Annotated in this window: 15 protein-coding genes and 1 riboswitch; of the genes, 2 read left to right on the top strand and 13 right to left on the bottom strand. The window is 41.1% G+C overall.

The features are described 5' to 3' along the window. The first annotated feature begins 66 nt into the window (after positions 1-66). On the top strand, positions 67-660 hold the full coding sequence (gene gerD, locus CSV79_RS03550) for a spore germination lipoprotein GerD (protein ID WP_099687658.1): 594 nt from the start codon (positions 67-69) through the stop codon (positions 658-660). A gap of 20 nt (positions 661-680) precedes the next feature. On the opposite strand, the gene CSV79_RS03545 is transcribed toward gerD, so the two are convergent. The 4 genes from CSV79_RS03545 to CSV79_RS03530 all read right to left on the bottom strand — a co-directional run bounded on the left by CSV79_RS03545 (position 681) and on the right by CSV79_RS03530 (position 3,627). Next, positions 681-1,739 carry a P-loop NTPase gene (locus CSV79_RS03545; protein WP_099687657.1) on the bottom strand — a complete coding sequence of 353 codons (1,059 nt, stop codon included), beginning with the start codon at positions 1,737-1,739 and terminating at the stop codon, positions 681-683. 76 nt (positions 1,740-1,815) lie between these two features. Then, positions 1,816-2,529, bottom strand: a complete 714-nt coding sequence (locus CSV79_RS03540; protein WP_099687656.1) for an N-acetylmuramoyl-L-alanine amidase — start codon at positions 2,527-2,529, stop codon at positions 1,816-1,818. A gap of 116 nt (positions 2,530-2,645) precedes the next feature. Beyond that, positions 2,646-2,948, bottom strand: a complete 303-nt coding sequence (locus tag CSV79_RS03535) for a rhodanese-like domain-containing protein (RefSeq protein WP_099687655.1) — start codon at positions 2,946-2,948, stop codon at positions 2,646-2,648. Positions 2,949-3,030: 82 nt separating this feature from the next. After that, entirely contained in the window at positions 3,031-3,627 is a 597-nt protein-coding gene (locus CSV79_RS03530; RefSeq protein WP_099687654.1) for a hypothetical protein, read from the bottom strand. Between the two features lie 136 nt (positions 3,628-3,763). Between CSV79_RS03530 and hpaB the strand changes: the two genes are divergently transcribed. Then, entirely contained in the window at positions 3,764-5,197 is a 1,434-nt protein-coding gene (gene hpaB, locus CSV79_RS03525) for a 4-hydroxyphenylacetate 3-monooxygenase, oxygenase component (RefSeq protein ID WP_099687653.1), read from the top strand. A 153-nt stretch (positions 5,198-5,350) separates the two neighbouring features. Here the strand turns inward: hpaB and CSV79_RS03520 are convergent, their stop codons facing one another. The 9 genes from CSV79_RS03520 to CSV79_RS03480 form a co-directional block, all read right to left on the bottom strand. After that, entirely contained in the window at positions 5,351-5,656 is a 306-nt protein-coding gene (locus CSV79_RS03520) for a DUF3889 domain-containing protein (RefSeq protein ID WP_233201352.1), read from the bottom strand. Between the two features lie 82 nt (positions 5,657-5,738). Further along, a complete protein-coding gene (tenA, locus tag CSV79_RS03515; RefSeq protein WP_099687651.1) occupies positions 5,739-6,431 on the bottom strand; it encodes a thiaminase II in 693 nt (230 codons plus the stop codon). An 84-nt stretch (positions 6,432-6,515) separates the two neighbouring features. Continuing rightward, positions 6,516-6,621: riboswitch (TPP riboswitch) on the bottom strand. A gap of 61 nt (positions 6,622-6,682) precedes the next feature. Continuing rightward, positions 6,683-7,876 carry a CbiX/SirB N-terminal domain-containing protein gene (locus CSV79_RS03510; protein ID WP_099687650.1) on the bottom strand — a complete coding sequence of 398 codons (1,194 nt, stop codon included), beginning with the start codon at positions 7,874-7,876 and terminating at the stop codon, positions 6,683-6,685. Between the two features lie 21 nt (positions 7,877-7,897). Beyond that, entirely contained in the window at positions 7,898-8,890 is a 993-nt protein-coding gene (locus CSV79_RS03505) for an ABC transporter substrate-binding protein (RefSeq protein ID WP_099687649.1), read from the bottom strand. Positions 8,891-8,906: 16 nt separating this feature from the next. Then, positions 8,907-9,671 carry an ABC transporter ATP-binding protein gene (locus CSV79_RS03500; protein WP_099687753.1) on the bottom strand — a complete coding sequence of 255 codons (765 nt, stop codon included), beginning with the start codon at positions 9,669-9,671 and terminating at the stop codon, positions 8,907-8,909. A gap of 2 nt (positions 9,672-9,673) precedes the next feature. Then, a complete protein-coding gene (locus CSV79_RS03495) occupies positions 9,674-10,714 on the bottom strand; it encodes a FecCD family ABC transporter permease (protein WP_099687648.1) in 1,041 nt (346 codons plus the stop codon). Further along, positions 10,707-11,546, bottom strand: coding sequence for a class I SAM-dependent methyltransferase (locus CSV79_RS03490; protein WP_099687647.1), 840 nt, complete (start codon positions 11,544-11,546; stop codon positions 10,707-10,709). The genes CSV79_RS03495 and CSV79_RS03490 overlap by 8 nt, the downstream gene beginning before the upstream one ends. Before the next feature lie 36 nt (positions 11,547-11,582). Beyond that, the gene (locus CSV79_RS03485) at positions 11,583-13,064 is read right to left on the bottom strand and encodes a cobyric acid synthase (protein ID WP_099687646.1); all 1,482 of its coding nucleotides are present in this window, start codon (positions 13,062-13,064) and stop codon (positions 11,583-11,585) included. Continuing rightward, on the bottom strand, positions 13,064-13,603 hold the full coding sequence (locus CSV79_RS03480; RefSeq protein ID WP_099687645.1) for a cob(I)yrinic acid a,c-diamide adenosyltransferase: 540 nt from the start codon (positions 13,601-13,603) through the stop codon (positions 13,064-13,066). The genes CSV79_RS03485 and CSV79_RS03480 overlap by 1 nt, the downstream gene beginning before the upstream one ends. Between the last annotated feature and the right edge of the window lie 3 nt (positions 13,604-13,606).

Here is a 13,606-nt window from a genome sequence, read left to right as displayed (position 1 = left end):
AAATCATGCATATTCCTTCTTATATTGTGAACAATAAATGAAAATACAAGTGGAAGGTTGATTGGAATGAAAAAACTTATAGGCATTTTTCTATTCCTTATATTCCTTGTGGGTTGCAGCGGAGGACAACAAGCAGGTCCGAGCTATGATGAAATGAAGAAAATGATGACGGATGCAATCCAAACGGAAGACGGAAAGAAAGCATTACGTAAATTGATGACCGATCCTGAATTCAGGGAGTTATTAGTTTTAGAACAGCCGGAAGTAAAACAAAGTATCGAAAACGTTCTCCTTTCAAAAGAGGGTGAAAGTTTTTGGAAAACCGCTTTTGAAGATCCTAAATTCACTGAATCGATAGCCAAAAGCATGAAGAAACAGCAAGCAGATATCATGAAAGATTTAATGGGCGACGCTTCGTTCCAAAAGGAAATGGAAAAGTTCTTTGGGCAACCTGATATGATGAAACAAATGGAGAAAGTCGTAAATTCAAGCACACTAAAAAAGGAAATGGAAAAGGCTGTAGAAGATACGATTAACAGTCCATTGATGCAAGCTAAATGGCAACAGCTCATTATGAAAGCCGGGAAAAGTACAGCAGAGGCAAGCGATAAAGAAGGGAAAGGCGGAGGAGAAGACAAAAAAACAGGCGGAGGAGAATAATCTCCCTCGCCCATTAATTATTATTTAGCACACTTCTCGATTACTGTATCGGCAACTTGTAAATAAATTTGTCCAATTGGATGATTCTCACCATAAACAGATGGCGCAAATTCTACTTCGTTCCAGTCAGGCTGCCCAAGTGGTATTTGACCTAAAAGCTCTGTGCGAAGTTCCTCAGATAGACGAACACCGCCACCTTGTCCAAAGACATATTCCTTCTCACCTGAGGTTTTCGACTCAAACCATGCCATGTTCTCGACCACGCCAAGTAGTTCATGATCAGTCTGTAACGCCATCGCACCTGCACGAGCAGCTACAAATGCCGCTGTAGGGTGTGGAGTCGTCACAACGATTTCTTTTGAGGCTGGAATCATTTGATGAATATCAAGCGCTACATCGCCTGTTCCTGGCGGCAAATCAAGTAATAAATAATCAAGCTCGCCCCAATCCACATCGCGGAAAAACTGATCCAACACTTTACCAAGCATCGGACCACGCCATACTACGGGTGCATTATCTTCTACGAAAAAGCCCATAGAGATAACTTTAACGCCAAAGCGTTCAACTGGTATGATACGATCTTCCTTAACTTCAGGCATTGCTGTAATGCCCATCATGTCTGGAACACTGAATCCGTAAATATCTGCATCAATTAATCCGACTTTTTTTCCGCGTCTTGCTAAAGCAACTGCCAGGTTGACAGAAACTGTAGACTTCCCAACGCCGCCTTTTCCAGATGCAATCGAAATAAATTCGATAGTAGATAAAGGTGACAAGATATCTTGTGGCTCCGCTTCCGTTACCGTTCCACGGAATTGCTCAAGTACTTCTTTCGGTAACTCTTCAAAACGAATGCCGACAGAGTCTGCCCCTGCCTCTTTCAAAACTTCCACAACTTTTGATTGAAGCGTCAATTGCTCTCCGGTATTTACTTTAGCAATCGCTACTTTAACACTGACATGTTGTTTTTCAGGCTTAATGGTAACTTCCAAAACGCCATTTGTTTCTGCCAATGTTTTATGTAAAAACGGATCTTTCAATGCGCCAATCAATTCACGGACTTGTTGTTCATTAATCACAGTCTACACTCCTAACTAGATTCATTCACTCCCCTTCAGTATATCATATTCCCTATCTAGCCAACCTTCATTTGGCTCATTGTTCTTCGGCATATTCATATTTTACGATTCCGTCAACAATCGCGGCCGCCACCTTCTTCTGATAAGACTTACTCGCTAATAATTTTCGCTCTTCTGGATTAGACAAGAAACCTGTTTCCACTAACACTGCAGGTACAGGCACTTTTTTCAATAAATAGACACCTGTAATCTTCATCGCTTCCCGATCGGTATTCTTTAACTGATTACGCATTTCATCTTGAATTGACGTCGCCAATTGTTTACCCGCCGGATGTCCATGTGGGTGATAAAAGACTTGTGCTCCTCTCCAGCGTTCTTCTGGAATCGCATTAACATGAACACTAATGAAAAGATCCGGATCATTTTCAATGGCCATACTTTCACGTAACTTTAAATCCGCAAATTTACGACTTCTGTTCGAATGAAACTGTTCTGAAGGTGCATGCTCTGAAACTGCGTCACCCTCTTTCTCACGTGTCATCACCACAGTAGCACCTTTTTTCTCAAGTAATTTTCGTACTTCATGTGAGATATTTAATGTAATATCTTTCTCAATTACATTCTCTGCTGAAGCCCCACCATCTTCCCCGCCATGCCCAGGATCGATCATGATTTTCACACCACCTAATTCAGCTGGTATAAAAAATCCTCGATCTGCCGCTTTCACTCCATACCACACACCTCCCAATGAAAAAAACAACAGCAAGACAGCCACAAGCCATTTTTTCATCTATACACCGCCTTTTTCTTTCACTATACGCTTGGACTTTTGTGGTTATGTATGAGTACGTGCGCAACGCAAAAAAAGCCGGAAGAGTTTTTACCTCTCTTCCGACTTTTATTTCATTATACTGTTTGACCTTCCCATGCCAGCATTCCGCCCGCCATGTTAGTTACATCAAATCCTTCATCAGCCATAATTTCTTGTGCACGGCCACTTCTGCCGCCTGAACGACAAACAAGGATGTAAGGTGTTTCCTGATCTAAGTCATGCATTTCAATAGGAAGATTGCCTAAAGCGATGTGCATTGCTCCAGGAATGATTCCTCCTGCTACTTCATCATCTTCACGTACGTCAATCAGATTCAGTTCCTTACCGCTTTCCAACTGCTCTTGTACTTCCTTTGCTGTTAGCTCTTTTAATGCCATGAGTGATACCCTCCATAGTATATAATTTATTCTTATTCTATATCGACTGATGAATGATTGTCTATAGAAATGCACTAACAAACTATGCCTGTAATTCTTTTTGCGTATGTCCTCCGAGTTCCCACATTCTGGTGGTCTCCGCGATTTCAATAATCACAGGAATATAGCGCTCCGCCCGTTGAATAGGTAATTGTAAATCATCAAGGAACATTGACAGAACCGTAGAGAAATCGCCGCCACTGACTTGTAGTCTATAGACGAGCCCCTTTACTTCTTCATCAATCGGGTATGATTCACCAAAATCATCACGCAACATGTTCTTTAGACTCTTTTGTTGAGGTGTATGCTGGATATATTGTTCATCTACGAATCGTAGCAATTCTGCTTGGTCCGGCACGTAGTAAGGTTTTCCTGCCACCACTTCTTTAAACATCTGTTTTTCCTTTGGCACTCCAACTGCTTCTGAAACAAATTCACTTGACTGGACGAAGACAAATCGTTCTTCCAACAACTTTTTTATCCCTGTTGAAGTTACATAAGAAGTCAAATTCTCCAATGAAATCTGATCCTCATTTTGTTCATTATAAACCCTTTGCACATGATCAAATGGTGTTACGCCATATAAATTTGTACATGCGACGATATAATTTACAAGTAATTCTTTGTTAGAAGTATTCATGCGAAAAATCACCTACCTGTTGCACTTTATTATTTTCTTCATTGTAACAAAGTTTCCTATGAAATGCAAACTGCGTTTTTTAATCACATATAGAAGATGTTGAATACTCTAGGGTATATACAGAAGGAGGAAAGCGATGGGAGCAATTACAGGAAGTCAATTTATTAATCGAATTGATCAGTTGAAAACAGAAATCTGGATGGATGGCAAACGAGTAACAAAGCCACTCTCGAAACATTCTGCATTTAAAGGAATTATGAAGACGAAAGCTGCACTTTATGATTTACAAATGGTCGATCAAGCGTCTATGACTTTTGAATCTCCTACCACAAAAGAGCGCGTCGGCCTCTCCTACTTACAACCGAGAACTATTGATGATTTAAAAAAGCGGCGCAACATGATAGAACAATGGGCACGTTCGACGTGTGGTTTGCTCGGTAGAAGCCCTGATTATTTGAATTCCGTCATCATGAGTTTCGCTTCTTCCGCCTCTTTTTTACAAGGAAAAGAAAACTGTTTTCCTCAACATATCCAGGCACTGTACGAACGAGCACGTGACCAGGATTTATCTTTTACCCATAGCTTCGTCAATCCACAAGTTAATCGGGCACAAAGTTATTTTGAAATGTCCGATAAGCCAATTTCAGCAAAAATCATCGACACAACGAATGAAGGACTTACTATACAAGGAGCTAAACTGCTCGCTACGCAGGGCGGTCTAACCGATGAAGTACTTATTTTCAGTGCGCCACGACTTCTTGGAGACCCCGATGAAGCATTCGCATTTTCTATCCCTTCCGATACGAAAGGATTGCGTTTTATTTGCCGCGAATCATTTGTTGGCGGAGAATCTTCGTTTAATTACCCACTAAGTTCACGATTTGAAGAGCCCGATTCCATTGTAGTATTCGATCACGTTGTTGTGCCTTGGGAGCGCGTGTTCTTCTATCGTAATACGGAAGTTGCGGAAAAGTTCTTTTCCGTCAGTTCTTTTCATCCGTTTGCCATTCACCAAGTGCTTACAAGGCAAGTAGTGAAAACAGAATTTATACTTAGCGTCGCGGAAAAGATTGTCCAGACAATAAATGTAGGTGAATATCTGCATGTACAAGAAAAACTCTCGGAAATCATTATAGGCCTTGAAACAATGAAATCACTACTTGCTAAATCAGAGCAAGATGCATCACTTGATCCATGGGGATTTATGCGTCCATGCCTCAAACCTTTGCAATCCGCCACCGCTCTTTCTTCCAAAATCTATCCACGCTTTAGTGAAATTATCCAGTTGATCGGTGCTAGCGGCATAATCGCATTACCTACCGAAAAAGACTTTCATTCGGAAATCGAACCAGATTTGGCAAAGTATTTACAAGGTGCTACTGAAACAGCAGAAAATCGTGTGAAGATCTTCAGGATTGCTTGGGATCTTACAATGAGTTCATTCGGCACACGCCAAACACAATATGAACGATACTTTTTCGGTGATCCAGTACGCTTGGCCAGTCAGCTGTATTGTAAATATCCAAAAACAACTGGTATGGAGATGCTAGACCAATTACTAGACCCTTAACATACGTAAAAATCGACAGTCTAGTGAAATCCATTCACTTACTCTACTAACACCAGAGCTAGGGTTAACATATGGAGTTGGTACCTATCGTACTATGTACAAATACAGTTTAATAGAAAACGCCCCATGCCTATGGGTTTGGGGCGTTTCGTTTCAATGCAGTTCTTGGAATTCCACACGAATCAACTTGCCTGTTTCAGTTGCATACACCACCGTAACTAGCACGCCAAATTCACGACTTCCTTCTTTCAACCAAAGCCGAAACTTCTCGACGCCCATCTCTTCTTTCGAATCACTTGCGATATGCAAGTAGTCCGTAATATCCGCATGTGGATACTTGAGCATCGTTTGTTTAATAGCGAGCCGAGACCACTTAGCATACGCAGGCACTTCTACTTTGCCAAGAACAGGTGGCTCGATGAATGTCGAAGTCCCCGCCACTAGAATTCCAAGCGCCATGAATAATTTACGAAAAATAGCGCACACCTCCTTTAAGGATAGCATGCGCTGATTTGAGTGATTACATTCTATTGACTACGGATTATTGAATGGCCGGATGCTCTTGCATACCTGGCCACATTTGTTTCGTGTTAGCCATATCCCAGAACATATACTCATAGCGAGTGGTGTTTAGGAAGATTTCTTCAAGTCGCGCCAGTTCCGCTTCTGGTTTACCTTCTGCCGCTTCATCCATCAAGTCGATACACCACTGTGCAAGTTCACCAAACTCATCGGATGAATACATGCGTACCCAGTCGCCATACAGCGGATGATCAAGCGCACCAGGAAGTACAGCAAGCTCTTTACCGATTTCCCAGTAACTCCACGCACAAGGAAGAAGCGCCGCAATCACTTCAGCAAGTGATCCATTTTGGCTGACATGCAACATATAATGCGTATACGCTAAAACAATAGGTGAAGGTTTCGCGTTTTCAAGCTCCTCTTCAGAAATTCCAAAACGCGCCGCATAGTTACGATGTAATTCCATTTCAGTATTCAATGTCCCATCCAGCAACGCAGCAAATTTCCCCATCGTCTGTACATCTGTTGCTTTCATTGCACCTACAGCAAAGACTTTAGCATAGTCGATTAAGTACAAATAGTCCTGAACCATGTAAAAGCGGAATTTATCCGAATCCAATGTACCATCGGCAATACCTTGCACAAATGGATGACTGTGGTTCTGTCTCCAAATCGGTAAAGTCTTTTCTAGTAATCGGTCAGTGAATTTCATGTATACTCTCTCCTTTTCTATAGCCGAATGAAAAGCCGCTTCTTGGTAAGAAGCGGCGGAGTGATTTTGCTAAACAGAAAAGGTAGCAAACCCACACCACTTCCTTACGCCGGTATGATCCGGATCAAGTGTAAAGGGTTAAAGCGAAACGCTTCTCTCAGCTCATAGTAGAGCACCCCTAGTGGCAAAAAATATTTCATTGATTGTCTTCATTCTAGGCATAGGTTGTGGAAAGGTCAACTGATTGATATTTAATGATGATGATGCTCATATCCATGCTCTTCTGCATATATACGGAAATTTTCTAAATCTTGCATTCCAGTCGAAGTACCGTCTAATGCTTGATTCATGCGTTCGAGCAATACTGTCCGTAACTTCGGATGATAGCCAAAATACTCAGCAATCTCGATCGTCGTATGTGGATAATCCCTTCTGAACTGTTCAGCATTTTTTTTCATGCGTTCCATTAAAATCCCTGTGAATAAAAAGTACGGCAGCATGACAATTTTTTTCGCGCCTAATTTGATGCAACGTTCCATCCCGTCTTGCACGGTAGGCGTTGTAACTCCCATAAAGGCGTTTTCAACTATAGACACATCTAAACTCTCCCATAACAATCTACTAATTTTATAAAAATCAGCATTTGCATATGGATCACTGCCACCTCTTCCAATTAAAAGAATTGCGGTATCCTCATGCTTTTGATTGACATTAAATCCTACCTCAGTAAGTCTAGTCTTTAAAATTTCAATAACTTCATCATGAACACCTATCGTTTGGCCATAAGTGAATCGAATATCTGGGAAATGCTCTTTCGCATGTTCAATTTCGGCCGGAATATGCAATTTTGAGTGTCCAGCGTGCAACAAGATGATCGGGATCACATGGATTTCATCCGCACCTTTTTCAATGCATAATTGAATCCCATCTTCGATATTTGGTGAAGCGAATTCTAAAAAGCATGTTTCTACAAGCAGAGACGAATCGATGTACCCTTTTGTTTGATTGATGAATTGGCGGACTTCTTCATTTCCTGCCTCCAACCGACTGCCATGCCCTACAAACAATACAGCTTTTTTCATCGGTCCTCTTCCCTTTCTGTATTTATTAATTCCTTTAAAGCGTGATTCACCGCGTTTTCGTTCACCGTGTTCTATTGAATAAATAATTGAATCTTCTTCAACTGATTCATGAACAATGGCACGTGCGGTTTCTTCTTGTTGCACGGAGTACCATGTTCCTTTCGGATAATCTATGACGACACATTTATCTTTACAGCGACCGTTACAACGTGTGCGTGATGTATGAATCTTCTCATCTAAACGGTTTATACGGATTTCATCACGGATCTGTTGTGTGACTTCTTCAGCTCCCGCTCCCATACAGGTAGAACCATTGCAAATGAGCACATGGCGTTGCATTTGCGTTAAATTCCAAGTTGTCATGACTTGTAACCTCCCACTCTATTAATAAACGTCCGGATAGAAACCTTTTGCTAAAATCTCGACTGCTTCTGCTACACGAACACCTTCAGAAGCTGCTGACAATGGCAAAGTGACAAACTTCTCATTTTGTACGGCAGGTGTTTGGCTTAATGCCGGATCTGATTTAAGGAAATTAATTTTCTGCTCTACTGTAGTTGAACCGTAATCAATCACAACGATAACTTCTGGCTGACGGTCAACTGCATCTTCTTTTGAGACAGTAGACCAGTTCCCTTCCACGTCACCAAAAACATTGTTTCCGCCCGCCATCGTCACTAGTGTATTCATGAAATTCTGTGTCGCCGTGAAGACTTCTGTATCACCACTATCGAATACTAAAACATCCAATGGCTCTTTCACTTCAGGTAATTTAGCTGTAATCTCTTCAATGTCTTGATTCATTTGGCTAACTAGTTCTTCCCCACGATCTTCAATCCGGAATATCTTTGCGATGTTTCGAATGTCTGTATAAATATCTTCTACTGTTGGTGCTATTTTAGTAGATGATATCTGTAAATAGCTATCGATGCCTAACTCCTTTAACTCTTCACGTGTTGCAATACCTTTTTCATTAAACGCACTTGACCAACCACCATATAGAAAGTCTGCTTCCACTTCAATCACTTGCTCTTTGGATGGATATTGTTCAGCTAATACTGGTACTTTCTCATATGCTTCTTGAAATGGCTTGTAAATTTCGTCATCTAAATAAGCCGTACCGACCATTGAATCTTCTAAGCCGAGCGCTAGCATGATTTCTGTTACATGCTGGTTTAATGAAATTGCATGTTTTGGCGCTTTATCGGATTCAATTACAACGTCAATATTGTCAATAACAACTTTTCCAGCCTGCTCTGTTTGCCCGTTTTCCGCATCGTCCTTCTCTTCTTCTGTTTCCGTATCTTTGTTTGAGCATGCTGCTAATAAAAGCAATATAGCTAAAGACATACATGCCCAGATTAATTTCTTTTTCATATGTACACAATTCTCCCTAAGTTTTCTGCGTGAAAAATAAATGTAGTTTTTGTGTAAATGGATTCTTTGAAACACCGGCTTGTACATGGAATACTTGCTCTATAGTCTCCTCTGTCAGTACCTGTTCAGGAGTCCCTTTCATATGAAGAGCCCCTTCTTTTATTAAAAGTAATTCATCACAATAGCTAGATGCTAAATTTAAATCATGCAATGCTGCTATTATTGTAATGGGCAGTTCCTTCACCAAATCCATTAACTGGAGCTGGTGTTCGATATCCAAATGATTGGTTGGTTCATCTAGAATTAAGATTTTTGCCTGCTGTGCGAGTGCGCGTGCCAGCATAACCCGTTTCTTTTCGCCTCCGGATAATTTACCAAGCGTTCGGTCTTTTAAATACAGTACGTTAGCAAGCTGCATACTTTCCTCTACAATAGAAAAGTCTTCTTTGCTATCATTTGCAAGCCATTGTTTATATGGCGTCCGTCCCATCATAACTAAATCTTTTACGGTAAAGTCAAAGAGTACAGGGGTTTCTTGACTTACGACAGCCATTTCCTGAGCAATGTTTTTTTGAGTCATTTGATCCATGTCTTTTTCATATAACGTCACAACTCCGCTTGTTTGTTTCAAATAGCGGTAGATGATTTTTAACATCGTCGATTTTCCGCTGCCATTAGGGCCAATAATGCCAATAAGCTTGCCTTGATCTAATGAAAATGAAATATCGTGCAAAATTTTCTTTTCCGGTACTGAAAATGAAATATTTTTTACTTGTAACAACATTATTCACCATCCCCAAAAGAGTATCGACGGCGTCTAAGCATCCATATAAAGAAGGGGCCTCCGCAAATAGCAGTCACAATACCGATAGGCATTTCTTCAGGCGCTATCGCAATACGTGCGACCATATCCGCCCAGACTAAGAATATTGCACCCATTAATGCACTAATCGGTAAAACCAATTTGTAGTTTGAACCTACTATCATTCGCACAAAATGCGGTATAATTAATCCAACAAAACCAATGCTACCGCTGCTTGCAACCACAACACCTGTCAGTAACGAGACAACAAGGATAATAAAAATCCGAAAACCGTCTAAATTCATACCAAGCGTAGTAGCTAGCTCTTCACCAAGGAGTAGCGCATTAAGCTGGCGATAATTCAATAACAGTAATATAAAAACTAGAAGGAATATAAAAAACGGTATTCCAATTGTTGACCATTTCGCGCCCGCTAAACTACCAAGCATCCAATGTATTACAGCTTGAATACCGCCTTGTTGTTTTGATGTCATAAGCATGAAATTTGTGATAGCCGAAAACACCATCGATATCGCAATCCCTGCTAGAAGCAGACGAATAACAGACGTTCGTCCATTGACACGTGCCAATAGAAACACGATTACGACTGCAAAAATAGCTCCCAAAAAAGCGGCAAAGGATAATGCATAAGTTCCTAAAAAGCTGAATGCACCAAGTAAAATGACCAATGTCGCACCAACTGATGCCCCAGACGATACCCCTAAAATATAAGGATCTGCAATAGGGTTCCTTACTAGTGCTTGAATTGCCGCGCCACTGATTGCTAAGGCCGCTCCAACAATCGCCGCAAGTATTATCCGTGGTAAACGAATTTCCCATATAATAATGCTCTGTGCTTTTGAAGCCGTGTTCTCTATCGATAAACCGATTTTCGAAAATAGGACTTCCCAAATAATACTTGGCGTTATACCAACTGAGCCCACCATCACCGCACATGTCATAGAAGCAAGCAACACCGCTATTAACGCTCCTATTAATAATGTGAATCGTAACTTAGTCATGTAAATTCAAAGGCTCCCAATTAATGATTGCTGCATAAAATGGATGACGGTACACATATTGGCCATCCTCCAACGTAATAAAAGGTGTAAGTGAGGATTTCACATGCGCCTCTTCAAACTGTGATGATAAGATTTTTTTACTTTGTGCTTCATAAAGTTGTTCCAATGTTTCGTAACGGTATGTACGCTCTAGCTTGAGCATTTCACAATCTGCATAAATGCCCAACTGATACAGAATGTTGAGAATGGCAATATAATCGCGACGCGGGTATTTAATTTTATAGCCATACTGCTTATCTAAGACAACATAATGCGGTTGAATTGGACCCGTCGTTAAGCCAATGATGGCACGTTTTTGTGCAAGTGCATTCATTTTCTTCAGTGCTGCTTTCATTTCATACATACGATAAAAGCAGTTCACCCCGACGACAACATCATGCGGCTCAATTTGCGCTTCTTCCCATTTACTATACACAAACTGAACCGGTGCATCGGCCTCATAGTATTGTTTTAAATAAGCAAGCACACTTTCGGAACCATCTACCAGTGTTAGACTTTTTACATCTTCACTCAATTGGAATGTATAATTGCCCCACCCCGGTCCGATCTCCAGGCAGCTTGCGTCTTGCGGAATATACCGTTTCATTTTTTCATAGATTTTTTCTGCGTAGTCATCCATTTGCTTATATGTTTTTTTCTTCATTGATTGCGCCCAAAATGCTTCTTCCAACTCGTCATCCACCATGCGTTCGGGCATCTTGCCGTGCCAATCCAGCATGCCCTCTTTCCAGAACTTTTCAAAATCGATTTGTAAAGGGGATTCCTTCATCATTGAACCTTCTCCTCAATGCTTTCTGTAATCGTATTGCTACATTGATTCATCTAGTAATTCATAGATTTTATCCATATTCAAATGTTTACGCACATGATAATCCAACATTTCATACGCCTGCTCCCGTCGTTCATAGTCCGAGAGAATTTCACTTGAGACTTCTTCTAAGTCTTTTGCTACACGAATTTGATTGAAATACTCCCGAGTGAACAAACGATTTTGAAAAATCCCGTGTAAATATGTACCTATCACTTGCTCTGTATACACACCATCCTGTCTGCCATCATCCAGGCAGATAAAGCTTTGGATTGGTTGCGTTGGTGTACTGTGCCCTAGATGAAATACAAAACCTGTCATTTCCTGACCTGCATAGTTCGTACCCTTGATTTGGGTTGTTTGATTCTCACCAATTAACACAGTTTCAATCGGCAGTAAGCCAAGCGTGGAAAACGTCCCGCCTTCGTTTTCAAACGTCTGCTGATTTACTATTGATTCACCAAGCATTTGGTAGCCGCCACAAATTCCGATAATTTTCTTTCCTCTTCGTGCCCGTTGTAAAATTTCTTGGGCCAAACCTGTTTCTTGCAACCACAAATAATCTTCAATTGTATTCTTCGTTCCCGGTAGAATGATAACATCCGGATTTTTCAAATCTTTTAAGGAGGAAACAAAGCGCACGCCTACGTCTGGTTCCTCAAATAATGGATCAAGATCTGTGAAATTGGAAATCATAGGGAAACGAATGACGGCCACGTCAATATCAAACTCCTGATGCTGAGATTTTTTTAAACGCAAGCTTGATAGGGCCATCGAATCCTCTGCTTCAATTTGCACATCAAAGTACGGAATGACGCCAAGTACTTGAATGCCTGTATACTCCTCCAGCCAATCGATGCCGCTAACGAGCAATTCCTTCATGCCGCGGAATTTATTAATAACAATCCCTTTTACACGCGCACGCTCTTCATCATCTAGTAACATCAAAGTACCAACAAGTGATGCAAAAACTCCGCCGCGTTCAATATCGGCTACTAAAATAACGGCTGCATCTGTTTCATGGGCCATACGCATATTGGCGATATCACGGTTTTTCAAATTGATTTCAGCAGGGCTTCCTGCACCTTCCAATACCAGTACATTATATTGTGCCTCTAAACGTCGTAGCGACTTACGCACTTCCGGCATTACTTGCTCAACGAAATTTTCGCGATACGAAACCGCATCCATATCAGCAAATCGTTTGCCATGTAAAATTACTTCTGACACCATATTCCCTGTCGGTTTCAGTAAAATTGGATTCATATCGGTTGTGGCATCAATTTTTGCAGCCTCTGCTTGGACGCCTTGTGCCCGTCCAATTTCCCCTCCATCTTTAGTGACGTAGGAATTTAGCGCCATATTTTGCGATTTAAATGGCGCAACCTGGTACCCATCGTTAACTAAAATGCGGCAGAGTGCAGTGCATAAAACACTTTTTCCGACATCCGATGCGGTGCCTTGAATCATAATTGCTTTCATTAAAATTCAAGGCCCTTCATTGCTTGGACATCTTGCTCAGTATAATAATGTTTTGTTGCATCAATTGTTGATACTAAATCGGCTAATGAGAGAATGGAGGGATGCGCAGAGCGTCCTGTGATGACTAAATGCATGGATTTTGGACGGTTTACTATTGCCTCTAATACTTCATCTAACGGCAATACATCATCGACTGGAAAACGTGTGATGGATAACGCATTATTCAGCTCATCCAGCACCAAGACATCTGTCGTTTCATCTTGCAGCTCTTTTTTTACCGTTTGCCATGCTTTTGCAAGTGCTTCCCGATGCTCTTCTGGTGTTTTCGTCCATGTGAATCCGATACCTAATTGCACGGTTTCAACACCAAGTTTCCGCAAAGCAATTTGCTCACCATATGTACGTTCGGGTGATTTAATAAATTGAAAATACTTCACCTTCATGCCGCGACCAATTGCACGTAAAGTAACACCAAGTGAAGCAGTAGTTTTTCCTTTGCCATCACCTGTATACACTAGCAACATTCCTTGTCTTGCCATATT

Origin of the sequence: Sporosarcina sp. P13 (assembly GCF_002743055.1) — a bacterium.
In the GTDB taxonomy this organism is placed as follows: Bacteria; Bacillota; Bacilli; order Bacillales_A; family Planococcaceae; genus Sporosarcina.
Note: the sequence above shows the minus strand (reverse complement) of the source record. Positions and strands in the feature narration are given on the sequence as shown.

What these genes read in the sequence shown, in the direction of transcription:
- gerD (WP_099687658.1), top strand. Translation starts at nt 67, where the DNA reads ATGAAAAAACTTATAGGCATTTTTCTATTCCTTATATTCCTTGTGGGT.
- CSV79_RS03540 (WP_099687656.1), bottom strand. Translation starts at nt 2,529, where the DNA reads ATGAAAAAATGGCTTGTGGCTGTCTTGCTGTTGTTTTTTTCATTGGGA.
- CSV79_RS03535 (WP_099687655.1), bottom strand. Translation starts at nt 2,948, where the DNA reads ATGGCATTAAAAGAGCTAACAGCAAAGGAAGTACAAGAGCAGTTGGAA.
- CSV79_RS03530 (WP_099687654.1), bottom strand. Translation starts at nt 3,627, where the DNA reads ATGAATACTTCTAACAAAGAATTACTTGTAAATTATATCGTCGCATGT.
- hpaB (WP_099687653.1), top strand. Translation starts at nt 3,764, where the DNA reads ATGGGAGCAATTACAGGAAGTCAATTTATTAATCGAATTGATCAGTTG.
- CSV79_RS03520 (WP_233201352.1), bottom strand. Translation starts at nt 5,656, where the DNA reads ATGGCGCTTGGAATTCTAGTGGCGGGGACTTCGACATTCATCGAGCCA.
- tenA (WP_099687651.1), bottom strand. Translation starts at nt 6,431, where the DNA reads ATGAAATTCACTGACCGATTACTAGAAAAGACTTTACCGATTTGGAGA.
- CSV79_RS03510 (WP_099687650.1), bottom strand. Translation starts at nt 7,876, where the DNA reads ATGACAACTTGGAATTTAACGCAAATGCAACGCCATGTGCTCATTTGC.
- CSV79_RS03505 (WP_099687649.1), bottom strand. Translation starts at nt 8,890, where the DNA reads ATGAAAAAGAAATTAATCTGGGCATGTATGTCTTTAGCTATATTGCTT.
- CSV79_RS03495 (WP_099687648.1), bottom strand. Translation starts at nt 10,714, where the DNA reads ATGACTAAGTTACGATTCACATTATTAATAGGAGCGTTAATAGCGGTG.
- CSV79_RS03490 (WP_099687647.1), bottom strand. Translation starts at nt 11,546, where the DNA reads ATGATGAAGGAATCCCCTTTACAAATCGATTTTGAAAAGTTCTGGAAA.
- CSV79_RS03485 (WP_099687646.1), bottom strand. Translation starts at nt 13,064, where the DNA reads ATGAAAGCAATTATGATTCAAGGCACCGCATCGGATGTCGGAAAAAGT.
- CSV79_RS03480 (WP_099687645.1), bottom strand. Translation starts at nt 13,603, where the DNA reads ATGGCAAGACAAGGAATGTTGCTAGTGTATACAGGTGATGGCAAAGGA.